The 24,867-nt window shown below is 50.9% G+C and carries 14 protein-coding genes; 9 read left to right on the plus strand and 5 right to left on the minus strand.

The window, feature by feature from the left end:
• Window positions 1–298: 298 nt before the first annotated feature.
• On the minus strand, window positions 299–2,695 hold the full coding sequence (locus tag KK083_RS13160; RefSeq protein WP_254163704.1) for an ABC transporter permease: 2,397 nt from the start codon (window positions 2,693–2,695) through the stop codon (window positions 299–301).
• Window positions 2,696–2,994: 299 nt separating this feature from the next.
• On the minus strand, window positions 2,995–3,864 hold the full coding sequence (locus KK083_RS13165; protein WP_254163705.1) for an SOS response-associated peptidase: 870 nt from the start codon (window positions 3,862–3,864) through the stop codon (window positions 2,995–2,997).
• Between the two features lie 808 nt (window positions 3,865–4,672).
• Between KK083_RS13165 and KK083_RS13170 the strand changes: the two genes are divergently transcribed.
• The 5 genes from KK083_RS13170 (at window position 4,673) to KK083_RS13190 (ending at window position 12,954) form a co-directional block, all read left to right on the plus strand.
• The gene (locus KK083_RS13170) at window positions 4,673–7,981 is read left to right on the plus strand and encodes a SusC/RagA family TonB-linked outer membrane protein (protein ID WP_254163706.1); all 3,309 of its coding nucleotides are present in this window, start codon (window positions 4,673–4,675) and stop codon (window positions 7,979–7,981) included.
• A gap of 102 nt (window positions 7,982–8,083) precedes the next feature.
• Complete coding sequence (locus KK083_RS13175) at window positions 8,084–9,508, plus strand: RagB/SusD family nutrient uptake outer membrane protein (protein ID WP_254163707.1); 1,425 nt, start codon at window positions 8,084–8,086, stop codon at window positions 9,506–9,508.
• Between the two features lie 68 nt (window positions 9,509–9,576).
• A complete protein-coding gene (locus KK083_RS13180; protein ID WP_254163708.1) occupies window positions 9,577–10,437 on the plus strand; it encodes a substrate import-associated zinc metallohydrolase lipoprotein in 861 nt (286 codons plus the stop codon).
• Window positions 10,438–10,439: 2 nt separating this feature from the next.
• Window positions 10,440–11,813, plus strand: coding sequence for a DUF4302 domain-containing protein (locus KK083_RS13185; protein WP_254163709.1), 1,374 nt, complete (start codon window positions 10,440–10,442; stop codon window positions 11,811–11,813).
• A 160-nt stretch (window positions 11,814–11,973) separates the two neighbouring features.
• A complete protein-coding gene (locus KK083_RS13190) occupies window positions 11,974–12,954 on the plus strand; it encodes a Calx-beta domain-containing protein (protein WP_254163710.1) in 981 nt (326 codons plus the stop codon).
• 173 nt (window positions 12,955–13,127) lie between these two features.
• On the opposite strand, the gene KK083_RS13195 is transcribed toward KK083_RS13190, so the two are convergent.
• From KK083_RS13195 to KK083_RS13205, 3 genes are read right to left on the minus strand one after another with little or no spacing between them, the layout of a single operon-like run.
• The gene (locus KK083_RS13195) at window positions 13,128–15,800 is read right to left on the minus strand and encodes an ABC transporter permease (RefSeq protein WP_254163711.1); all 2,673 of its coding nucleotides are present in this window, start codon (window positions 15,798–15,800) and stop codon (window positions 13,128–13,130) included.
• Complete coding sequence (locus KK083_RS13200) at window positions 15,793–18,450, minus strand: ABC transporter permease (RefSeq protein WP_254163712.1); 2,658 nt, start codon at window positions 18,448–18,450, stop codon at window positions 15,793–15,795. The genes KK083_RS13195 and KK083_RS13200 overlap by 8 nt, the downstream gene beginning before the upstream one ends.
• A gap of 46 nt (window positions 18,451–18,496) precedes the next feature.
• On the minus strand, window positions 18,497–18,823 hold the full coding sequence (locus KK083_RS13205) for a PadR family transcriptional regulator (RefSeq protein ID WP_254163713.1): 327 nt from the start codon (window positions 18,821–18,823) through the stop codon (window positions 18,497–18,499).
• A 356-nt stretch (window positions 18,824–19,179) separates the two neighbouring features.
• On the opposite strand from KK083_RS13205, the gene KK083_RS13210 reads away from it, so the two are divergent.
• The 4 genes from KK083_RS13210 (at window position 19,180) to KK083_RS13225 (ending at window position 24,768) form a co-directional block, all read left to right on the plus strand.
• On the plus strand, window positions 19,180–19,557 hold the full coding sequence (locus tag KK083_RS13210; RefSeq protein ID WP_254163714.1) for a hypothetical protein: 378 nt from the start codon (window positions 19,180–19,182) through the stop codon (window positions 19,555–19,557).
• Between the two features lie 42 nt (window positions 19,558–19,599).
• Window positions 19,600–20,988 carry a right-handed parallel beta-helix repeat-containing protein gene (locus tag KK083_RS13215; RefSeq protein ID WP_254163715.1) on the plus strand — a complete coding sequence of 463 codons (1,389 nt, stop codon included), beginning with the start codon at window positions 19,600–19,602 and terminating at the stop codon, window positions 20,986–20,988.
• Window positions 20,989–21,381: 393 nt separating this feature from the next.
• The gene (locus tag KK083_RS13220) at window positions 21,382–22,806 is read left to right on the plus strand and encodes a right-handed parallel beta-helix repeat-containing protein (protein ID WP_254163716.1); all 1,425 of its coding nucleotides are present in this window, start codon (window positions 21,382–21,384) and stop codon (window positions 22,804–22,806) included.
• A 522-nt stretch (window positions 22,807–23,328) separates the two neighbouring features.
• Window positions 23,329–24,768, plus strand: coding sequence for a right-handed parallel beta-helix repeat-containing protein (locus tag KK083_RS13225; protein WP_254163717.1), 1,440 nt, complete (start codon window positions 23,329–23,331; stop codon window positions 24,766–24,768).
• Window positions 24,769–24,867 lie beyond the last annotated feature (99 nt).

Raw genomic sequence — 24,867 nt, forward strand, 5'->3', positions numbered from 1 at the left:
TTAACAAAAGGATCATATCAGAAACGAGGGCCCGTATTAAAGCTTTTCATCAAGCGTCCTTAGATTACTTTGTCATATTGATGCTATTACTTTTCGGAAAATGATACGACACAACGTTATGGCTATCATGTAATAAAGCGTATACCACTAATACCTAAATAACTCCTTTCAACACGCTGTTAGGTATAGACAAGTATACATTCGTGATTATCTTCCCATTTTGAAGGGACTGAAGTTCAAAACCACATCGTGTAATCAGTGCTCGTCCGAAACCGGCAACTGGCAACCGGCAACTGGACTATTCCACCTTCAAACTCCTGGCAGGATGAACCACCGCAGCTTTTATTGCCTGGAAGCTCACCGTTAACAGTGTAATGGTCAACGCGCCGGCGCTGGCAATAGCGAAGATCCACCAACCCATCTCAGTTCTGTATTGATATTTGAGCAGCCACTGGCCGAGCAGATAATTGGATACCGGTATGGCTATCAGGCATGAGATCAGCACCAGCCATACGAAGTCGCGCGACAACAGTTTCCACAGGCTGAATACGGAGGCTCCTAAAATTTTCCGGATGCCGATCTCGCGCGTGCGCTGTTCAGCGATAAAAGAGGCCAGGCCAAAAATGCCCAGGCAGCTGATAAAGATCGCCAGGGCTGTGAAAACGTTGGTAAGCTTACCGATCCGTTCTTCGCCGGCAAATTTCAGCGCATACTCCTGCTCAGCAAACTTATAATCGAAGGGCGCGGAAGGATTATATTTTTTGAATACGTTACCGATCCTGGCGAGGGCATCATGCGCACCTGCTGCGGGATCGATCTTTACATTGATAAAGTTCGCGTTGTCGTAGTTCAGGTAAAAGATCGTGGGCTCAACGGGATCATACGGTGAAGTCATGAGCATATCGTCGATCACACCTATGATCTTCAGCTCATCACCTCCCCCACCCCACCACACGCTTTGACCGATCGGATTTTCAAACCCCATCTCTTTGGCAGCCGCCGCATTCAAAACCAGGCTCGTGGAAAGATCAGTTGAGAAGTCTTTGGAGAAATCCCTGCCTGCACTGAATTTCCAGCCTACGGTTTTTCCATATTCGTGTGTTACGGCCATGGTTGCAAACCTGGTCTCGCGGTTCGAATCATCGCCCGACCAAATAAAACCATTCCTCGTATCCCACACTTCTGTCGTAGGATTCTGCGATGCTGCAACGTCTATCACTACCCCTGTTTCAAGTAACTCGCTCCGGATCGACTCGTAGTGCTTATGCGTTTCGGGTGTCGACATCGGAATGATCAACAAGCCATCGCGGTTGTAACCTACAGGGCGATCTTTGGCAAACTGGATCTGGTTATGAACAACCATGGTTCCGATGATCAGCGATGTGGAAACCGTGAATTGCAAAATCACCAGCGCCTTCCGGGGAGTGGCAGCAAAACGTCCCAGGTGCACAGTTCCCCTCAGCACTTTGATAGGACGGAATGATGACAGGTATAATGCAGGATAACTTCCCGCGATCAGCCCCGTGAACAACGTAAAGCCCAATCCAGTAATCCAGAACCACGGCTCTGACCACATCAGGCTCATCCGCTTATCGGCCAACTCGTTGAAGAATGGTAACGTGAATTCCACCAGGATCAACGCGAAAACAAAACCAATCGTGGCCAGCAGGATCGATTCGCTGAAAAACTGTTTCATCAGCTGGCTTCTGGCTGAGCCGACTACCTTGCGGATGCCCACCTCTTTGGCACGCTTCTCAGAACGGGCCGTGCTCAGGTTCATAAAATTGATGCAGGCCAGCAACAACACAAAACCAGCGATGGTCCCGAAGAACCAAACAAACTGAATACGCCCGCCGACGTTCACGCCATTTTTCCACTCAGAGTGCAGATGCCAGCGGCTCATGGGATACAGGAACACTTCGGGCTTCCTCATCTCCGCCAGCTTGGGGTCTGTGTGGTCGCGTACGATATTGCGGATCTTGTCATTGATGCTTGCAATCTGGGCGTTGCCAGCAATTTCCACGTAGATCTCAAACGAGTTTCTTCCCCAATTCTGCTGGGCTTTCTGTGCCGATTCGTTGTTTGAAAGATGGAGCTGCCATGGCGCAACGAACGCGAGGTCCCTGAACCGTGAATTGTAAGGCAGGTCCTTGTAGACTCCCGTAACGATGGCCTCCATTTTATTATCGATCATCAGTGTTTTGCCGACTGGGTCCCTGTCGCTGAAAAGCGTTTTCGATAACGACTCTGAAAGCATGATCGACGAAAGGTTTTTCAGGCCGGCGGAGGATCCTCTCAACATTTCGAAGGAAAGCATCTCGGGCGTTGCAGGCTCCATAAACCGTCCCTTCACCGTAAACTTCTGATCGGCGAACGCTAAAATGTGATCTGCCACTGGCGTTGCCAGAACAATGTGTTTGAATTCATCCTGGTACTTGTTTCCAAGCGCATCACGCAGTGGTATGGGCATTGACTCGCGGGTGCTGATCTCGTCGTTGCTGGTGGAATGCCGCATCACCTGGGCTATGTGTTCGTAATTCTTGTGATACCGGTTAAAATGCAATTCATCGTAGATCCACATGCCTATCAGCATCACCACGCCTGCGCCGGCGGCGAGCCCAGTGATGTTGATAACAGAAAAGATTGTATTGTTCCGCAGGCCTCTCCAGGCGATTTTGAAATAATTGAAGATCATCGTCGGTCTTAAGATATAGATAGGTATAATTTACCGGTTTCGGTGCGGGCACTATGTCAAGATTGGTGCCACATTAAAAGCGGTTGAATCTGCGCCCTATTCAACTTGAGCCTATACCTGGCGTTCGCCTGCGGATAATATCGTGCGCACGCGACCAAAATGGTTACCAGTTGCCAGTTGCCGGTAGCCAGTTGGTGCGGGTGCTGCGTCATTTGACGTGTTACACATCACGTTGATATGCAGACGCATCGTGTAGTCCGCGCACGTCTTAAACCGGCAACAGGCAACCGGCAACCACCTCAAAGCTCTGCCCTCACAACCCCATCATACTCATGGAACCGAAGCGCATCCCTCACATTCGTCTCCACTTTCTTCGAGGTGATCAGCTTCGATACGGTGTGCGCCTTCAGCAGATCGTTCTGTACGGGCTGACATAACGCCAGCACATCATCTTTCGACAGATTGCGACTGAGCCAGTCCTTCTCATACTCCCGGGGAATGACCACCGGCATACGCTTCTTCATGTTGTGAACGTACTCCATCATCGGGTTGGCTTTGGTGGTGAGCACAGAATACGAATAATAGTATTGCCCTGTGCTCTGATCTTTCCAGCGACTGTAGATGCCTGCCAGGGAGAGCAGTGAACGTTCGCGATGGGAGATAAAGTACGGGATCTTGTTGTTGCCATTGGGATCGAGCCATCGCCACTCATAAAATCCGGAGATGGGGATCAGGCACCGCTGCCCGTTTTTTGCTGCCTGCATGTAGGCTGGCTTCTCGTACATTTCTTCAGCGATACAGTTCAGCGTCTTCTGCCGCAGTGCGTAGGCTGTTGTCCTGTCGGCGATGTTGAAGGGGATCAGTCCCCACCGGAACAGCTTGAACGTTTCGGGCGCCCCGGCGGTGATCACGGGAGCAGGCAGGTATTCGTAGCCGTTCTCGTGAAATCTTTCATAGGCATTGCCCGTAAAGCTTTTCAGCGATCGTTCACACCACTTCAGCTCTTCGGACTCCTCTTTTGTGAAGGGGCTCGTTTTCACATCCTTCGACATCAGGATGCTGAACCGTTCTTTGATGATCTCCAGCTCTTCTGTAATGGACTCGAACGAAGCCGCATAATGCTCCATCAGGTCGTCATAGGTTGCAAAGAGGGATTTGTGATAGCACATAAGGTCAAAACTATTTCAATTTTTTTGATTTAATAGCAGCAAATTTTCGGATGCTGAATCAACTTAAGGCGTTCGGGTGGCGGGAACTAAGTTCCCCAACGGAGGCTTTGCTATCGAACGAGGTTTTTAAAGGCGCACGGAAGAAACTTCCGCGCGAGGAGAGAATTTTTAAGGCAGGAAATTTCCCCAATACCAGCGGGCTTTACGGAATTCTTTTTGTACCTTATGCTTCATAAAGTACCTGGATATCAATTCAATACCACAAAAAATCCCAGGCCCTACACAGATCTTTTAGCGATCTTGTGCAGACTTTATAAAGACCTTATACAGTCCTTATAGAGACCTTATACAGACATTCATCCCATCTTCATTCAGTATTCATCCCATCTTCATTCAGTATTCATCCCATCTTCATCCGGTGTTTGCCCGGTAAATCTGTATCTGTACAGTATCGTTAGCACACCACAGTGCCACGTACGGGCCCATTGCTATACTTTACTCAACACCAACCAACTGATGGACATTTTTAACGCAATCAGGGGTATAAACCGGTTGCTCGTCTCAATTGCTTTTATTTCATCATAAATTATATAATCTTAGAACTGCAAACGTTTTGATTCAGGACAGACAGAAGGTACGAATTACGAGGTACGTAGCTCCAGATCGTAGACAGTGCGAAGCACAAACCGTACCTCGTACCCCAACCATCGCCTGACAGCTTAAAGTTCAATTTAACCCGGAAGTTACCATGTGGTTTCTTGTTCTTTCTTTCTAAATATTTATCTTTAGCTTACTTGGATTCTGGCCTATGAGGAGACCTTTACTGACCTTTTTAATAGTTCTTTTTTACTCCGTTACCCTGGCGCAAAGCCGGCAGGTGTCCGGCAGGATAACATCACTCACAGCCCCTGACGGTCTGCCGGGTGTAAACGTTGTGGTGAAGAACACCACGCTGGGCAGCATTACCGATGTTGACGGAAGGTTCACCATCGAGGCCGATCCTGGCGCCGCGCTCGTGATCTCCTTTGTGGGTTACAAAACACAGGAGGTTGTGCTCACGAACCAAACATCACTCTCCATTGTGCTGGAAGAAGATTCCAAGGTGCTGGAAGAAGTGGTGGTCACCGGCTTCCAGGAAGTTGAGCGCAAGCTGTTCACGGGCTCATCGGCCAATGTGAAAATGAGCGAGATCAGGAGTCCCGGTATGTCTGATGCGGGCCGGATGCTGGAAGGCCGCGTGGCTGGCGTCACCGTAGACAACGTGTCGGGTACTTTCGGCACAACACCGAAGATCCGCATCCGTGGCAATACCTCCATCAATGGCGACACCCAGCCGCTCATGGTGATCGATGGTGTGATCCTCGAAGACCTGAGTGCAGTGAGCGCAGACGATATCATCACCGGCAATGCCAACACGCTCACGGCATCATCCATCGCAGGCCTCAACCCCGACGATATTGAATCATTCCAGGTGCTGAAAGACGCTTCTGCCACCGCGTTGTATGGAACCCGCGCCAAAAACGGCGTAATCGTGATCACCACCAAACGTGGCAAGAGCGGTGTGACCAAAGTGAACTATTCCGGCAACTTTTCTTTTAACCTGCGCCCTACCTACAAACGGTTTGACATCATGAACTCCGTAGACGAGATGTCGGTATACCGGGAGATGTACGAGAAAGGATTGATCGACATCACCACTTCGGTACGCGCGCAGAATTACGGCGCCATGGGCAAGATGTTCTCGCTGATCTCCGACCACCAGATCCCGTGGGGACCGAACGGCGGGCTGAACGAACAATTCCTCAATCAGTATGAGACCGCCAATACAGACTGGTTCGATGTGCTCTTCAATGATATGTCACTGCAGCAGCAACATGCGGTGAGCCTCACCTCGGGTACGGAAAAACACAACAGCTACTACTCGCTCAGCTACCTGCACGACAACGGCCAGACCATTGCCGACAATGTGAAACGGTATGCCGGCACCGCCAAGAACAGCTTTATCTTTTCGAAAAAATTCCACCTCGACCTCAAGCTCACGGCCAACTTCAGGGATCAGAAAGTGCCCGGCACACAGAACCGCGATTTCGATCCGATCACCGGAAGGTTCAGAAGGGACTTCGATATCAATCCGCTCAGCTATGCGCTGAACACGAGTCGTTCCATACGCCCGTACGACAGCAATGGCAACCTTGAATACTTCAGGCGTAACTATGCGCCGTTCAACATCCTGCGCGAGCTGCAGCTGAACTACATCAACATCACGGTGGCCGACATCGCCACCCAGGCCGATCTCAACTTCAATATCCTGGAGAACCTCACGTTCAGAAGCACACTGCAGGGCCGCTATGCCACCACGCGTCGGGAGCACGTGATCCATGAATATTCGAACCAGGCCGAAGCTTACCGGGCAGATGATACGCAGTACATCCAGGATGCCAACCCGCTGCTGTTCCGCGATCCGGACGATCCGGGCTCGCAACCCAAGGTGGTGCTTCCCGAAGGAGGTTTCAACAATGTGAATGAAGACGAGCTGAAAAACTATTACATCCGCAACAGTCTCGAATGGTCACACACCCTCAACAGCGTGCACAGCATCAACGTGCTGGCGGGCCAGGAGATCAAGTTCACCAACCGTTTCGGCCGCAGGGTTGACGGCATCGGCGTGGTGTATGAGAACGGTGGCATCGTGAACATCGATCCGGCCATGATCGACTTCCTCAACCGCCAGGGTATCAGAACTTACGCCATCGGCACGGACCGCGAACGTTTTGCGGGTCTGTTCCTGAACGGAGCCTATTCCTTCAATGAGAAATACGTCTTCAATGGAACGGTACGCTATGACGGCTCGAACCGCCTCGGAAAAAGTAAAACGGCCCGCTACCTGCCCACCTGGAACGTGAGCGGTGCCTGGAACATAGACAAAGAATCGTTCATCAGCCTGTCGTGGCTCGATTATCTCAAGGTGAGAGCTACCTACGGCCTAACCGCCAACCTCGGTCCCAACACCAGCGCGCTGCTCAACCTGCGCTCAGGTGTCACGTTAAGGCCTACCGATGTAGAGTCGTACCTCTATATCCAGGACCTCGAGAACTCAAACCTTACCTGGGAAAAGCTGAACGAGTTCAACGCCGGTATCGACTACGGCATCTTCGGCAACAGGGTCTCTGGTACCCTCGATTTTTACAGGAGAAATTGTTTCGATCTCATCGGTTTGCTGCAGACCAGCGGCGTGGGTGGCAATGCTTACAAATACGGCAACTATGCCGACATGAAAACAGAAGGGTTTGAATTTGCCATCAACACCGTAAACGTGAAGTTGAAAGATTTCACCTGGAGCACCAGCTTCAACGTTGGTTACAACCGCGACAGGATCACACGGCTCGATTTCAACCCCCGCCTCGGCGACGCCATCGTACAGGGTGGTGCCGCGATACTGGGAGGTCCGAGAAGAGGCCTGTTCTCCACACGCTTCGCCGGCCTCGATGCCCGCGGGATCCCCACCTTCTATGATGGCACAGGAGAAGTAGTATACAACTACGATCTGCAGGACCGGGACAACCTCAGGGATATCCTCAAATATGAAGGCCCGGCCGAGCCACGGGGCGCCGGTGGCCTGAACAACACTTTCAGCTATAAAGGATTTACCCTGAACGTATTCCTCTCGTACAAATTCGATTACAAGATCAGGCTCGACGATGCGTTCAGCCCGCGGTATACAGACTTCAGCTCACTGTCGAGAAGTTTTGTGAACCGCTGGATGGTGCCTGGCGACGAACGGTATACAACCATACCGGTGATCCTCGACCAGCGGGTGCTCACAACCGAGAACCCTGATTACCAGAGCGCCTACGATCTGTATAACAAGAGTACTGCAAGGATCGCTGATGGTACTTACGTGAGGCTCAAGTCCGTGCGGCTGGCATATGGTCTTCCGGGCGCATGGGCGAAGAAGATCCGCGCTACCAACGCGTCAATCACCGTTGAGGCACAGAACCTCGCCCTGCTCTATTCAGATAAAAAACTGAACGGGCAAGACCCTGAGTTTTTCCAGGCAGGAGGCGTTGCGCTGCCACAACCCCGTTTGATCACAACAGCAATAACCATAGGATTTTAAGAGGTGATGAAAGATAAGGTCATAACTCCCTCGTTTTTCCGGAGGAAAAACGGGTCCCTCTTCAGGAGGGACGTAAAGACAGTCTTCGTAATCATTGGACTGGTGGCTTTTGCCGGATGTGGTGATTATCTGGAAGAGAATCCGGATAACCGCGTGGAACTGAACAATGTGACCAAAGCGGCACAGTTGCTGACCAACGCATACTCCAGCGCCAGCTATTCATTCACCGAATGGATGAGCGACAACGTTGCCTTCACCTTTGGCACCACCAAGCTTGTAGAGCACAACCAGGCTTTCAACTGGCAGGATTTTACCGGCATCAACCAGGATACACCGAGCAACTTCTGGACCTCGACCTACGATGCCATTGCCCACTCCAACGAGGTGCTGGCCGTGATCGACAACCTGCCCGGTGACCAGGCACGGAAAGACGCTGTAAAAGCAGAAGCGCTGCTCACCCGCGCGTACGGACATTTTATGCTGGTGAATCTTTTCGCCAAACATTTCAACCGCCAGACTGCAGACGACGACCTCGGCATCCCTTACGTGAAAGAACCCGAGACGGAATTCATCAAAAAATATACGCGCCTCAACGTAGAAGACGTGTATGACGAAATAGAAGACGACCTGCTGGAAGGCCTGAACCTTGTTGACGACAGCTATTACGCCAACTCCGGTAAATACCATTTCACCCGCAACGCGGCGCTGGCATTCGCTTCACGTTTCTACCTGTTCAAGGCTGACTACACCAATTGCCTGAAGTACAGCAACGAGCTGCTCGGCGCCGATCCCAGCATTTACGTAAAAGACATTCCGGCACTGCTGCAGCAAAGGATCAACACCGAAGACTACATCAGGTTGTATCACTCTCCCAATGACAACAGCAATCTTTTACTGATCAGGCAGGTGTCTAATTTCCACTTGCCCAACCTGGGCCACTGGCCGTCGCGCGACCTGTATTCGGAGATCTACGAAAGTAATCCCTGGGGCCTTACAGACGAGCGGCAGGATCCGGCATGGGTTGCTGGGGAGAACGGACTCTCCGCCACCAAATTCGAGTTCCTGTTCGAGCGCTCCAGCCTCACCTCTAACGTAGGGCTGAACTACACCATTGCCCTGGCCTTCAGGGGCGAAGAGGTGTTGCTGAACAGGGCCGAATGTTACGTGAACCAAAACCGGGTGAGCCAGGCGATCGCTGACCTTCAGTACCTGGCTACCAAACGTTACAGGCCCAACGGTACCACTGTCCCTACACTCACCATCCAGAGGCTAAGACAATATTACGGCGCCGGTAGCAGCAGCAGCTTCGACCGGGCCATTACGCTGGAATACATCTACAGTGAACGCACCAAGGAGTTCATGCACGAAGGTTTGAAATGGTTTGACTTAAAACGTTTCAAGATCCCGGTGACACACGTGTTGCAGGATGGAAGCACGATCACGCTGGAAGAGGACGACGAAAGGAAAGTGCTGCAGATCCCGCAGGCGGCTATTGATATCGGAGGGCTGAAACCTAATCCGAGGTAACTAAACCAACCCTTTTGAGGTTCCGAACCCTCAAAGGGCTGTTGTTAAAAAAAATTGAGAAGACGAAAATGAAAAGAAAGATTATATCAATGTTCTTCATAGGGGTGCTTGGCGTGGCCATGTCATGTTACCCTGATGAGAGTGTGGAGAGTCCCGTTAAGGAACAGCCCTTCTCGGAAGAGCCGTTGGACCAGTACATACAGACCAACTTTATCGATGAGTATGGTGTGGCGGTGCGTTATAAATATGTAGACCGGTACGTTGACCAGACCAAGCGGGTAGCTCCTCCCCGACTGGAGGTGGTGCAGCCCATGCTCAATTTCCTTACGGAGTTCTGGGTGCAACCTTTTGTGAGCGTTCCCAGCGGCAATGCATTCTTCAGGGCACACGTGCCGGCGGAGGTGATCTTCATCGGCTCTACCATTTACAACGCCGACGGTACCGTTACACTGGGAACCGCCGATGCGGGCGCGCGGATCACGCTCACGGAAGTGAATTTTATCGACAGGGATAACGAAGCGTGGATCTTCCGGCAGCTGGGCACCATCTATCACGAGTTTGCACACATCATGCACCAGCGTTACAACCTGCCGCCCAACTGGCAGGAGATCTCTCCCCAGGGCTACACGTCGCTGGGCTCATGGTACAACCTCACTGACGACGAAGCGCTCGAAAGAGGTTTTGTTTCACCCTACGGCACCAGCACATTCAACGAAGATTTCGCCGAGGTAGTGGCCTTCCTGTTATTCCGTCCCGATTTTTATGACCGGTTCATCAACGATGAAGTTTGCGCCGATGTCGATTGTATCGCGCGGAACGAAGGAAGGGCCAAGCTGAGAAGAAAATACAACGCGATCCTTGCCCATTACAAAACCAACACCGGCGTTGACCTGCTGCAGGTAAGAGCGTTGATCCAGGCAAAATTATAGTCATGAAGAAAGTAATTTACAATATCCTCCTGTTTGCCGTCATCATGATGATCTCGTGCGATGATGATGACGACATCAACGTATTCGACAAGACCGCTGATGAAAGGGCCGCGGAAGCAATCGCTGCATTGAAGGCAGACCTCATCGCACCGCCCCACGGATGGAAAGTAAGCTACAAGCCCGTTGACGGTGCCGGGTCATACTTTGTGATCATGAAGTTCGAAGCCAATAATAAGGTGACCATCGAGACCGACCTCGGTGCCAACAGTGGAGAATTCCAGACGCAGACCATCAGCTATCGCATCGACAGTTCACTGGGCCTGGAGCTGATCTTCGAGACCTATTCGTTCTTCAGCTTCCTGTTCGAGCAGGAGCAGGCAACCTTCGGCGCCGAGTACGAATTCAACTACGTGAACAAGACGCCTGACAATGCCCTGGTATTCAAAAGCAAAACTGACATCGCCAATCCTACCATAATCGTTTTCCAGCAAGCGGCCCAGAATGAAAAGTCATTCCTGGCGAAAAACATGTCTCTCAACCTCGACAAGTTCGGGGAGCCACTGAATTTCTTCGGATCATTCTCTTCGGTGAGAATAGCGTACACCGATAAGGACCTTGCCATCTATTTTTCCATCGATGCCTTCAAACGCGTGGCGGAGTTCAACTACATATCGCTCAAGAGCAGCACAGCAACAGGCCAGGCGCTGACCCTGACCACACCGTATACCCTCAGGAGGGATTCCATTGTGTTCGATACACCCCTGCGCACCACTTTCAACGGCAATAACATTGTGCTCAAGAGCCTGTACCTGAATACACTGACGGAGACCATGGCGAGCTACTGCCCTCCGGCCACCCAGGCGGCCCCGGTGTTCAGCGGCGTGACGTCATCCAACGACAAGGTTTCAATGGAAACCACCCTGTTCAACAACAACGGTGCCTCGTTCAAAACAAGCGCCGAGATCTATATTGCCGACGTCCAGAACATCATCAACGAGAACGGCCAGAGGGCAGCCAGCCAGATCGTGCAGGATCTCAAAGGCGCACTGGTGATGGTGATCTACAATGATTACGCGATCTCCACCACCGAAAACCTGAGCGCTGTCGGGTTTCTGTTCCAGAACGACGACGAAACAACTTCCATCGCGGTAAAAAGGTATACGGCAACGTATGCAGGCAATGCCGTGGAGCTGGTGTTTGACCCGGATGTTTTCTTTGTGCGGAACCCTGATACAGACGCCGATGTCAACAACATGCAGAAGTATCTTGATCTGCTCATGCAGGGCGGAAAGGCCTATATATATAAGCTGGACGACCAGTTCTACGAGCTGTACAACCCCTGCAGCGGATGGAGCTTTGCATTCCAGCGGATCTGATAAAAAAATTAATGGTGATTGACGGATTTGTTTTATAGGCCGAAATCGAATAACTTATAATTGAAATAAGCTAATTTCTGATCCTGTTTGCATTAAAAACACACTGCTTTCATCAGAAAAGACATTGAATAGTCTCCATTTTTATATTAACCATACAGTCATGCAAAAATCAATTACGTATTTATCATCCCTGGCTACGGTCGTTGTGTTGGGTGTAGCGCTGTCGTCCTGCAAGGATGATGACCCGCCGGTGAAGCCGAAGGTCTCTGTTTCCGCTGCCACGATGACGGTGAAGGAATCCGACGGAACCATTGAAGTCGAAGTTTCACTTGATAAGCCCGCGCCCAAAGATATATCGATCGAATATACACTTGACGGAACTGCCGTCGACAAGGCTACTATCAGCGGCAATCAGGCATACGATTATGAGATCACCGAGGATCCGGGAGAGATCAATATCGATAAAGGCCAATCAAAAGGTGTTATAAAAATAGACCTGCTTTCTGATTCGTTTATCGAAGATCCTGAAACGATCGAGATCCAGCTCGAAAGCGCCACTGAAGGCATCGAGCTTACCCGCGACGACGAAGTAAAGATCACCATTAACCAGGAAGATGGTTTGATCGTTGCCCTTTACTGGCCCGCACCCACCAGTACGGCTTACGCTGACATGGACTTGTTGGTAAGGATTGGAGCCACGGTCAACAATTGGGAAGCTGATATCTTCAACGGATCGGTGCAGGAAACCAACTCGGGGCCCGAGTTTGTGTTCTTCCCCAAAGCCTGGGGCAATGCAGCATACGGCATGAGCTATACGTATTATGATGGAACACTTGACCCGCTTAATTTCACCGTAAGGTTCATCGACCTTGTTAACGGTGCCATTGAACCGGAAGCCGGCTTCCAGGTCTTTACCGGTAGCTATACTGCTGCCAACAAGAACAAGTGGACAGACCTGAGCACCACACAGGTTGTTCAGACCTTTGTCACAAGCGGCGGAGCATACTCCAATATTTCACCTATCACAAAACCTACTGCAGGAAGCAGGATGAGCACTGCGCGTGATTCGAAGGGCACTATGGCGAGGGGTAGCAACAACTATCACCACGGCAGCCTTGTGAAAAAACTTAGCTTGAAATAATTTAGAAGCTTCGGAAAATAAAAAGGGTGGACTGGTTCCACCCTTTTTATTTTGACCACCAGCGTCTCAAGAGCGCTCCTGCATTCTGCTTAATTCGCAGTCCGCAGCTTATCACACACAACACTGAATTCGAAGGCCTCCTGACTCCTTACTCCTGGCTCCTGACTTCTTTTTTACTCATGCCTCAAACTCCTGGAAGGATTCGACAACGCCACCTTGATGATCTGTGAGCTCACGGTAACAATGGTGATCGACAGGATCAGCACAATGGGAAGGATAAAAACTGTCCAGCTTAACGCGATCTTATAGGCGTAGGTAGCGAGCCAGTTCTGCATGAAGTAATAGGCGATCGGGATCGACAGCACAATGGCGACGGCGACAAGCTTTACAAAATCGAGCGAGAGCATGGAAAGTATGTTGGCTACCGACGCGCCCAGTACTTTTCGGATCCCGATCTCCTTCGTGCGCTGCACCGCGGCGTATGATGACAACCCGATAAGACCAAGGCACGAGACGATGATGGCGAGCACTGTAAAAATGTTCACCACTTTGGCAAAACGATCCTCATCGCTGTACTGTTGCTTGTACCGGTCCTCGATAAAGAAATATTCGAAGATGTTATCGGGAAAAAATTCTTTGAAGGCCGACTCGATGGCGGGGATCAGCTGTTGATAGTCATTGGTGCTCAGTCGTATGGACGTAGCGTTCCTTCCGTACGCAGGTATAAAAAACAAGGGTTCCATCGGACTGCGAAGCGATTCCTGGTGAAAGTCACCGACCACACCCACCACGTTCCAGTCGCGCCCCCAGAAAGTCATCTGCCGCCCAACGATGTCCTGCGGGCGTTCGAAGCCCAGCAGGGCCGTTGCGTTACGGTTCACAACCACCGTGTTGATCTTGTCCCAGTTAACGTTGTGGTCACTGGCCAGAAACTTCCTGCCAGCCAGGAGCGGAATTTTATACGTATCGAAAAAGTCATAGTCGCATTGGAATTGGCTCATGGTATAGTGCTCCGTTCCGGCACCATCTTTCAACCGGATGTCGAACGTCCTTCCCAACCTCCTGCCTGGCAGCGGTCCCGACGTAGCGGCAGAGGTAACGCCGTCGAGCTGCGTAAGGCGGTCCTTGAAACTTTCTACCCTGCTGATGAAAGTGGAGTCATAGGGCGTGCGCTCAGGGTTGCGCACCACCAGGATCTGGCCAAGGTCGATACCAAGGTCCGTTTCATTCATGAATTTTATCTGCTTTGAGACAATAAGGGTGCTGGTGATCAACGCCACGGAAGCGGTGAACTGGAACACCACCAGCGCCTTTCGCATCAGGTTGCCTGATGAAGACCGTATGAACCTACCCTTCAACACCGTAACGGGCTGATAAGAGGACAATACGAAAGCGGGGTAAAATCCAGATAACAGGATGCCCGCTATGAGCACCGTGCATAATACAGCGATGGTGAAGGCATCGGCCTCTCCAATCACCTTCCACAACGAGAGCTCTGTGCCTACCAACTGATTGAATGATGTTTGGAGGAGCTGCGCCAGGAGTAACGCGATGAGGAAGGCAATGACGCTGAGCAGCATCGATTCGAAAATGAATTGTTTGATCAACTGGCTTTTCAATGCACCCATTACTTTCCGCAGGCCTACTTCTTTGGCCCGTTCGAGCGCCCGTGACGTGGTCAGGTTGATGTAGTTCACCCAGGCGATGAAGAGAATAAAAATGGCCACCACCAGCATAGCCCAAACAGCTTTGCCACTGGCCTTTTTGGCGATGTCGTATTCATAGTCGGAGTACAGGTGCGCCTCCCGCAACGGCTGCAGGTAGAATTTTTCAACACTGCCCGAAACTTTGTCGCCCTTGAAGTAACGTTCGCTGAACGCGGGGAATTTGCTTTCAAGCTTTTTGTAATCGACGCCGGGCTTCAGCACCAGGTAATGCCGCATATCAGACCACTGCCAGCTGTCGTCGGCGCCTGTGTTATCGGGACGGATCAGCGTGGCGTATGACACCAGCACGTTGAACTGGATGTGCGAGTTCGCAGGCACATCACCACAAATGCCTGTTACCGTGTAAGGCTGCGGATCGAGGCCCCAGTAGATGGTCTTTCCAATGAGTGACGCGTAATCGCCATCGTTCACTTCAAAGTATTTTTTTGCCACCTTTTCCGTGAGCACAACACTGTAACGGTCTTTCAGTGCGGTTGCCCGCTGACCTGCCAGCAGCGGAAACGAAAAGACCGACAAAAAATGTTCGTCCACAAAATGACAGACATCGCCCCTGAACAGCTTGTCGTTGATCTTGACATTCATTTCACCACCCGGCATCAATCGCGTATGCTCCTCGATCTCTTCATAGTCTTTGTGCATGGTTCCCCCGATGGTGGGATACATGATGGTGCCGTGCTGGATCAGCTTGCCGTTCTGGAACCGGTCGTTGGTGATGCGATAGGTGCGCTCGAACTTATCGTTGAATTTGTCATAGCTGAGCTCAAAGCTCACGAACTGGAAGATCAGCAGGCATGACGCCAGGCCGATGGAGAGCCCTATGATGTTGATGGCCGAGAATGTTTTGTTCTTCAGCACATTTCTGTAAGCGATGATGAGGTAATTGGTGAACATAACCGTATCGATTAGTTGAGTTGAAAACTTGTTCCTGAAAATGATCTCCGGCCGGAAAAAGCGCAGCGTGTTCAGGAAGAGTCGCCTGCGCGCGATCTTCTCCCCCGCCTCTTCCACGTCGCACTCAAACTGCTGGATCAGGTCACCCTCGATGCCTTCATACAAGGCGGGCGGACAGAACCACGCAAGCAAATGGAAAGGCCAGGCCGGTATCTTTACATTATTCATACTTCAATGTCTCTGCAGGATTGATCAGCGCTGCCTTGATGCCATGATAGCTCACGGACAACAATGCTATGAACAGCCCGATCACCATACCCGTCACAAACAGCGGCCAACCCATCTCGATCCGGAAATGGAAACTGGAAAGCCACTGGTCCATGGCATACCATGACAACGGTGCAGCAATCAGGAATGCGATCACGGAAAGCCATACAAACTGTTTATTGAGCATCACGAATATCGCTCCGAGATCCGCGCCCAGCACTTTGCGGATGCCGATCTCCTTCGTACGGTTCACGGCGTTGATGCCGGCAAGACCGAACAGTCCAAGGCACGAGATGAGAATAGCAAACACCGTGGCAAGCCCCATGATCGACATCCAGCGATTAAATTTGCCATACTGCTGAGCAACATTTTCATCGAGGAAACTGTATTCGAACGGCTTGCCTGGTGCTACCATGGTATAATCTTTCTGAAGACGTGCCAGGGTTTCGGGAATATTATCAGGAGCGATCTTGACCAGGATATGGTCGAGTCGTCCGTAATGCGTATCGATCGAGAGAAACGCAGGCCCCACATCCGACAGCAAGGAGTTAAAATGAAAATCCCTGACCACACCGATGATCCGCGAGCCAAGGGTATCGGAGTGGCTGAATTTCAAACGCTCCTGCAACGGGTCGTTCCATTTCAGCTCCTTCACCAGTGCCTCGTTCACGATGATCGTATTGATCCCGTCGGCAGCGTTGTTGATGTCGAAATCCCTTCCCAGCGCCAATTTCATGTTCATGGTTTTGATAAAGTTGGCATCGACCACATAACCGCTCACACTCTTTCCATCGCGATTGTTCATGATATTGTAGATCATGCCATCACCTCCTGCGAAAGGAAAGTTTGTTGCGCTTACCGATACCACGGCGGGGTTCAGCATGGCCCGGTGCTGGAGCCGTTCACCGATCTTCAGCGAATCTTCACCCCGCATGGCATTGGTACGGATCACCACCAGCTGATGCTGATCGTAGCCAAGGTCTTTTGTAGAGACATACTCCATCTGCCTGTACATGGTTACAGAGCTGATGATGAGAAAAGCGGAGAATGCGAACTGCAACACCACCAGGGGTTTTGTAAAACCAGCCTGCAGCCGGGTCGTGAATCCACCTTTCAATACGTCAACCGGCCGGTAGCCTGAGAGGAAGAACGCAGGATAACTTCCCGCCAGCAGGCCCACGAGCAGGGCAATGCCCAGGCACGCCACCGCCAGCGAAGGGATCTCCATAAGATCCAATGTGATACCCTTTCCCGTGAAGGAATTGAACGCAGGCAGGAACAGCACGGTCAGTCCGATGCCGATGACCATTGAAATGAAAGCCAGCAGCACCGACTCAACACTGAACTGATACACCAGCTGGCGTTTATACGCGCCCGCCACTTTGCGTACGCCCACTTCCATACGGCGTCGTGCCGACGTGGTGAGCGCAAGCGTGATGTAATTGATACAGGCAATGAGCAGGATCAATACGGCAACACCGCCCAGGATCCAGGAATATTTACGGTCACTGACCCTGCGTCCGCCCAGTGATTTGTCGAAATGGATATCGGCCAGGTTTGTGAAACGGAACGTGTAAGGCATGATCCCGTCAGGTACTTTCCGCTCCTGCTTCCATTGCTGGAGGTGCTCGCCCATGTACTTTTCCGCGAGCTTATCGAGCTTGGTCTCCAGGTTGGCAAGATCGGTTCCCGGGTGGAGCTGAACCAGGGCGCTCCATCCCATGTTGAGCCAGCTGTTGAGGTTGTGCTGATTGTAACCACGCGATCCCTGGATCGGCGTAAGGATCTGGAAGTCCAGGCTTGAGTTGGCCGGTGGCGATTCGATGATGCCGGTCACTTTCAAGGTGCGCTCTCCGATCATCACCAGTTCACCCATGGGATCCTTGTCTCCGAAATACTTACGGGCGATCGCATCTGTCAGCACCACTTCATCGTTGGTGACGAAAAGTTTTTCAGCATTCCCATTGATAAGCCGGAACGAGAACATCCTGAAAAAATCAGCGTCGACGTAAGTAACATTTTCCCGGAATACCTTGTCGTCATATTTCATCAGGCCTGAATTCCCGGCGAAGTGCGTGGCATACTCCACTTCCGGCAATTCCGACTTCATTACCTGTGGCAGCGCCATTTGCATGGGTGCGATCTTGTGGAACTGGTCTTCGGGTCCGGAAGCCTTGCTGTTGTACTCGAACCCGTGCATCATATAGAGCCGTTCCTTGCTGGCGTGAAACTGGTCGAAGCTTTTTTCGTCCTGAATGAAAAGATAGATCAGCACACAGAAAGCAATGCCGATGCTCAGGCCGGACGCATTGATGAAAGAATACAATTTGCGCCGGAGGATGTTGCGCGAGGCTACCTTGAAGTAATTTCCGATCATAACACTGTTGATAAGCTGTAATGAAAATCTGTTTCGTAAGAGGATGCCGGGTCTGAAAAACCGCAGCACGTTCAGCACAAGCCGCCGGCGTGCCGCTTTGGTTCCTATCTCGTGCGCATCCTGATCGTACTGCTCGAGCAGGTCGCCCTCGATGCCTTCGTACAACGCCGGTGGACAGAACCACGAAAGGAACCGGAGTGCAAGGTTATTTTTTTGCGGATGATGGATCATCATGATTCGCTACGCTGGGTTTGATAACTGAACATTAGTCCTGTCGTTATTAACCGAACTTCAGCTGAGGGATCAGTTTCCAGAGGTCCATCCGCGCTTCCTTCATGGCGCGCAGCATGGCCAGGCCCGCGTTGGTCACGGTGAAGATCCTTTTCCTCCGTCCACCCCTGGCGTTGGTGGCGCCACCCATGTGCGACTTCACATATCCTTTGTCTTCGAGTCTGTACAGCGTAACGTGCACAGCACTCAGGTTCACTGTTCTTCCCACCCGCTCTTTGATCTCCGTTACGATAGCGTTTCCGTAGGCATCGTTCTGCAGAATGCCGACCATTGTCAGCACCAGCTCTTCGAATTCGCCCAGATATTCTTTGCTCATTTGTATATAAATTGTAAGACTAATATACAGCATTAGTCTATACTTTGTTAAAGTAATCGCACAACGCAATGGCTGTTCGCCTGGTATCTGTCTGTTAACCAGCTATTTAGATCACTGAATTTTGTGAAAATTTTTTCGCTTATCGGGGATAAACGCCAACAATCGTCTAAATCTGTCCACGATATGCGAAATGTAAACACTTGTCGTTAGGTTGCCGGCCGAAATGATGAAGGTTGAACTTAAACGGCTGTAAGTATGAGATGAATGAACACCACTGACCCGTCTGTAGCGACTTTTTTCTTTTAATCAGTTTAATTTTTTAATCACCGCCTGACCAAGGCCTAAACAAAGTAAGCATGACCAACCAAAGAACTTTTTCAATCGCAAAAAAAGTGTTTTCTGCACTCGTAGCTGTTTGCCTGCTGGCAAGCTGCCAGGAAGATGAGATGTTAGCTGTTTCTGAAGATGTTGAAACTGCGGCGGCCAGCGTTGCTGAACCCAACATATCGAGTCTTACTTTTTCGGGTTCTTATACGCAGCTGGCAGAAAAGGTTGAATGTAGCACCTGCACTTTTGTAGTGGATGAAAACAGTGAAGTAGTAGACGGCGCCAAGCTGGGTCTGAAACCCGGAAGCGTGATCTGCCTGAAGGCCGCGCTGAAATACGGCGATCTCACTTTTGTGAACCTGGAAGGTACTGAAGAAGCACCGATCACCATCGGCACCTGCCAATAAGGTGACGCTGCTGTGACCGGATTTTCACGTTTAAAAAAATCAATGAACAAGGTAACCTCTATTACCGGCAGGCTGTGTGCTGTTGTTGCGTTGTCTGCGCTGCTGCAATGTTCGGAAGACGAGGTATTGCAGCGTGCCGATGACCCGGCAACTTCAGCTTCAGCAACGACCGACTGCGGCTGCACCTATACTGTTCCCGCAGGAACGCACCTTGTAGACGGGCAGGCACTGGCGATCAAGCCAGGCAACGTGATCTGCCTGAAAGCCGGCGCCGCGTATGCCAACCTCCTGTTCAGGAATATCAGGGGTACCGCGGCAAGTCCCGTGATCATCAGGAACTGCGGAGGCACCGTAACCCTGAATGCAACGGGGAAACCATACGCCATGAAGACAGAGCTCAGCCGGTATTTCAGGATCACCGGCGGTACAGGCACTACCTACGGCATCAGGCTCAATGCCGGATCACAGGGCCTGATGCTGGACAAGCTCAGCTCAGATGTTGAAGTAGACCACCTGGAGATTTCCAATCCTGGTTTTGCAGGCATCATGGCCAAAACCGATCCCACGTGCGATGATGCAACCCTCCGGGGCAACTTCGTGATGCGGAACGTTGTGCTTCACGACAATTATGTTCACGATACCGGTGGCGAAGGATTCTACGTGGGCAATACATTCTACCTGTCTGGCATGAGCACCAGCTGCGGCATCAAGCTGCCGCACATTATTGAAGGTGTGAAGATCTACAATAATGTGATCAGGAACACGGGCTGGGAAGCCATCCAGGTTGGCTCGACACCGCAGGGCGCCCAGGTGTTCAACAACCGGATCGAGAACTACGGTGTAAAGAATGTGAAGTTCCAAAACAACGGCGTTCAGTTCGGCGAAGGTGCGCCGGGAAAGTTCTACAATAACTACATCAAAGGTGGAAAAGGCATCGCATTGTTCATCCTGGGTAATGGCGAAAACTTCGTTTATAACAATGTGATCGTAAACGCAGGACAGGATGCCATGTTCTGTGATGAGCGCACCGCTACCGGCAGCGGCTTCAGGTTCATCAACAACACCATCATCAATCCCGGAACGAACGGCATCAGGATCTACGCCGACCTTGTATCCATGAACGTTGTGCTCAACAACGTCATTGTGAACCCGGGCAGCTACAGCACGTACAAGTATCCGCGAACCGGTAACGACGCCTATGTGTACCTGCTGAGCAAAACGGTAAAGGCCAAGATCGAAAACAATTATTTTACCAGAGACATCGCTTCGGTGAAATTTACCAATGCCCCGGCGGGCGACTACAGTGTACGCGCCGGATCGCCGTTGATCGATAAAGGATTCAACATTGCTTCTTATAACATTACTGTTGATTATCGCCAGCAGCCACGGCTCAAAGGTGCTGCTTACGATATCGGGGCGTATGAATATTGAGTACAAATTTTATTAACGATTAAAAAGGCCTGCACACGCAGGCCTTTTTTTATGCCCATAGTCGTCAGACCACTGCGCGCCGGCTCTCGCGCGAGGAAGTGCTCCGACGACTACGCGTAGTGGTTCGATGACTAGCGGACAACCAGCCATTCAGTGGCAATTCAACCGGCAATTCTCTCTGCTCATCGTTAACCTGTCTTAAGCCAAAAACTTTTTAATCCTTACACAGCTGCTTCCGACCGGCAGTAACATACTTTTGTCATTGGCGATTAAGCGTCCTTTGTATTTCACCTAACCCTGGCAAAAGATGATCACATAGTTACACAACGCCCGTCCGTCTGTCTGTAGTTGCCCATTGATCCTGTTAAGAAAATCCCACTAGTTCTTTTACCCATGAGCAAATTTCATTTTTCAAGCCCGCTTAAAAGCGGCGCCCTGCTTCTTGTATTGCTTTCCACATTCATCCGGTGCGCTGATGAAGCGCTGCTGAATGAAACGGTGATCCCGGCAACGGATGCCAAACTGACAACGGCCGCTGTATCGGATGTTACGGACTGCTCCGCATGCACGTATATTGTTCCCGACAAGACTCACGTGATCGACGGCGCGGCGTTGGGACTTCAGCCTGGCAGTGTCATCGGGCTCAGCGCAACGATCAACTACGGCAACCTGTTGTTCAGAAACATCGTTGGTACGGCCGATAATCCCATCATCATCAAGAACTGCGGTGGCACAGCCCACATCAACGGCACGGGGCTGTCGTTCGCGCTGAAGACCGAAAACAGCAAATACTTTCGCATCACAGGAGGTAACACCTCGGGTACTTATGGCATCATGATCAACGGCGGCAGCCTGGGCATCACACTTGACAAGCTCAGCACCAACTTTCAGGTTGATCATGTGGAGATCGCCAACACTGGTTTTGCCGGCATCATGGCCAAAACAGACCCAACCTGCGACGATGCCACCATCCGCGGGAACTTCGTGATGACCAATGTTTACTTCAACGACAACTATGTTCACGACACCGGCGGCGAGGCATTCTACATCGGCAACTCATTCTATGCTGAGGGCAGAAGCACAACCTGCGGCCAGCGGTTTCCGCATGAGATCCATTATCTCAAAGTGAATAACAACATCGTGAAGAACGCCGGCTGGGATGGCATCCAGGTAGGATCCGCTACCAAGGGTGCGCGCATCTACGCCAATACCGTTGAGAACTACGGCACCGCCAACGTGGCCAACCAGCGCAATGGAATCCAGCTTGGAGAGGGTACGGGCGGCATCTGTTATGGCAACCTGATCAGGAATGGCACAGGCAACGGCATGAATGTGCTGGGCCTCGGCGACAATATCATTTATAACAACGTGATCGAAAGCGCGGGTGGCGCCGGTATCTTCTGCGATGAGCGTTATACACCCGGTCCGGGCTTCAAGTTCATCAACAATACCATCGTTAACACAGCGTCTGATGGCATCAGGATCTATGCAGAGCGTGTGCCAATGAATGTGATCATCAACAACATCATCGTCAATCCTGCAACGTATTCAACATACGTTTATCCACGCATTCCTAATGACGCCTTCGTGTACAAGCTGAGCAAGGATGTGAAGATCGACATGTCTAACAACTATTTCTCAACCACCGCCGACCCGGTACTTTTTGTAAATCTGAGCGTACCGAACTACCGGCTGCAAAGCACGTCACCCGTAATCGATATGGGGAGAGACATCTCTGTTTACAGCATCCTCACCGACTTTTATAAGAAGGCAAGGCTCAAAGGCCTTGCGTACGATATCGGTGCCGTGGAGTATTGATCTTCAAGGATGACATCCTTTTAAAGGATGTCATCCTTTAAAATTAGCAGCCGAGCGGAGGTGTAGCTTCGAATCTGCACTACGCTCTTCTGGCTTTCGACTCCTGGCTCCTGACTTATTTTTAACCGGCTTACGTACCAATTCCAAAAAAAAACAGAAAGTACTCCTTCACTTGTGCAAAGCACGCCGCCGGATGGCGGGATGTGTCACCACTCATCGGTTGAGTCGATTATTAAACTCTAACCCGGATTAACAATTCTCCGTTTTTCCTCCTTTATTTTTCAATACCGCCGATTTCTTACATGCCTGACTCACCATGGCAATGTAAACTCCTGGTGAAGATCCATTCCGGTTTTTTTGTAACCGAAATCAAACATTCACCTAACGCTATGCCACATGTCATAAGAGATCATTCGTCGAATAACCGCTCGTCTGCTGTTGCATAATCTTTTAAAAAATTTTTTAACCCATTGCCGGAGCACTTTACGGGTAAAGCTTCCGGTGTTAAACTCAATGTCACGCATGATAAAAACTCAAAATTTTTTCACCGTACTCAAAAGACTGACGCTGACACTTTCCATCATTTTCGTTTTAGCTCAATGTTCGGATGAACAGATCCTCGACGACACCGTCACCGCTGTTCCTGAAGCTGAAACAGACCCCGCTACTACTGCCGCCGCCACGGCCACCTGCTCTTCGTGCACGTACATCGTGCCTGCCACTGCCAACGTGATCGACGGCAAGGCACTCGGATTGAAACCCGGAGCCATCATCGGCCTGAATGCAGCTTACAAATACAAAAATCTTTTGTTCCGCAACATCGTGGGCACGGCTTCGCAGCCCATCATCATCAAGAACTGCGGCGGAACCGCTTATATCACTGCCACCGGATTGTCTTACGGCATCAAAACGGAGAACAGCAAGTACTTCCGCATTACCGGCGGCGATGTGAGCAAATCATATGGCATCAAAGTGAACGGCAGTCACATCGGCATAACGCTCGACAAGCTCAGCACGAACTTTGAAGTAGACCACGTGCAGGTGAGCAACGTTGGATTCGCCGGCATCATGGCGAAGACCGATCCTTCCTGCGACAATGCTACCATTCGCGGCAACTTCGTGATGAACGATATCTCCCTTCACGACAATTACGTTTTCGATACCGGTGGTGAGGGCTTCTATGTTGGCAATTCGTTCTATGAAGACGGTGCAAAAACAAGCTGCGGCTCGCGGCTCCCGCACGAGATCCATGGTGTAAAGATCTATAACAACATTGTGAAGAACTCGGGATGGGAAGGCATTCAGCTTGGATGTGCCACCCAGGGCGCACAGGTTTACAACAACAGCATTGAAAACTATGGCACGGCAAACCGCGAAGCCCAGAACAACGGCATGCAGATCGGTGCCGGAACCGGCGGACTGTGCTACAACAATTTTATCAAGAACGGCCCCGGAAATGGTCTCATCGTGATGGGCCTTGGTGACAACGTCATTCACAACAACATCATCGTTGGCGCAGGTGGCTCAGGGATCTTCTGTGATGAGCGTTATACTCCGGGCCCCGGCTTCAAGTTCATCAACAATACCATTATCAATCCTAAAGTTGACGGTATCAGGCTTTATGCCGAGCTCGTTCCCATGAATGTTATCATCAACAACATCATTGTGAACCCGGGCAGCTACTCAACTTACAAGGCGCCCCGCACCGGAAACGACGCTTATGTGTACAAGCTGAGCAAGGATGTGAGGGTACAGATGTCGAACAACTACTTCACAAGAAGCATTACGGCACTTAAGTTTGTGAATGCGGGCGCTTACAACTATCGCCTGGCCAGCGGCTCGCCTGTGATCAACAAAGGCAAAAGCTTTTCAACCTACACGACCCAAAGCATTCTGCAAGACTTCTATAAGCAACAGCGCCTCAAAGGTTCAGCCTACGACATCGGCGCAAGCGAATATTAATTCGTACCTACCTACCTGAAAAAAGAAAACCTGGCTTGAATAGTCAGGTTTTTTGTTTTAGTCCACGGTCGACGGGCCACGGTCCACGGCAGTTGGCCC

Origin of the sequence: Chryseosolibacter histidinae (assembly GCF_018598225.1) — a bacterium.
Lineage (GTDB): Bacteria > Bacteroidota > Bacteroidia > Cytophagales > Cyclobacteriaceae > Chryseosolibacter > Chryseosolibacter histidini.

Bases quoted from the DNA above. Each gene is read 5' to 3' on its own strand.
- KK083_RS13160 (WP_254163704.1), bottom strand. From the start codon at position 2,695: ATGATCTTCAATTATTTCAAAATCGCCTGGAGAGGCCTGCGGAACAAT.
- KK083_RS13165 (WP_254163705.1), bottom strand. From the start codon at position 3,864: ATGTGCTATCACAAATCCCTCTTTGCAACCTATGACGACCTGATGGAG.
- KK083_RS13170 (WP_254163706.1), top strand. From the start codon at position 4,673: ATGAGGAGACCTTTACTGACCTTTTTAATAGTTCTTTTTTACTCCGTT.
- KK083_RS13180 (WP_254163708.1), top strand. From the start codon at position 9,577: ATGAAAAGAAAGATTATATCAATGTTCTTCATAGGGGTGCTTGGCGTG.
- KK083_RS13185 (WP_254163709.1), top strand. From the start codon at position 10,440: ATGAAGAAAGTAATTTACAATATCCTCCTGTTTGCCGTCATCATGATG.
- KK083_RS13190 (WP_254163710.1), top strand. From the start codon at position 11,974: ATGCAAAAATCAATTACGTATTTATCATCCCTGGCTACGGTCGTTGTG.
- KK083_RS13195 (WP_254163711.1), bottom strand. From the start codon at position 15,800: ATGAATAATGTAAAGATACCGGCCTGGCCTTTCCATTTGCTTGCGTGG.
- KK083_RS13200 (WP_254163712.1), bottom strand. From the start codon at position 18,450: ATGATGATCCATCATCCGCAAAAAAATAACCTTGCACTCCGGTTCCTT.
- KK083_RS13205 (WP_254163713.1), bottom strand. From the start codon at position 18,823: ATGAGCAAAGAATATCTGGGCGAATTCGAAGAGCTGGTGCTGACAATG.
- KK083_RS13210 (WP_254163714.1), top strand. From the start codon at position 19,180: ATGACCAACCAAAGAACTTTTTCAATCGCAAAAAAAGTGTTTTCTGCA.
- KK083_RS13215 (WP_254163715.1), top strand. From the start codon at position 19,600: ATGAACAAGGTAACCTCTATTACCGGCAGGCTGTGTGCTGTTGTTGCG.
- KK083_RS13220 (WP_254163716.1), top strand. From the start codon at position 21,382: ATGAGCAAATTTCATTTTTCAAGCCCGCTTAAAAGCGGCGCCCTGCTT.
- KK083_RS13225 (WP_254163717.1), top strand. From the start codon at position 23,329: ATGATAAAAACTCAAAATTTTTTCACCGTACTCAAAAGACTGACGCTG.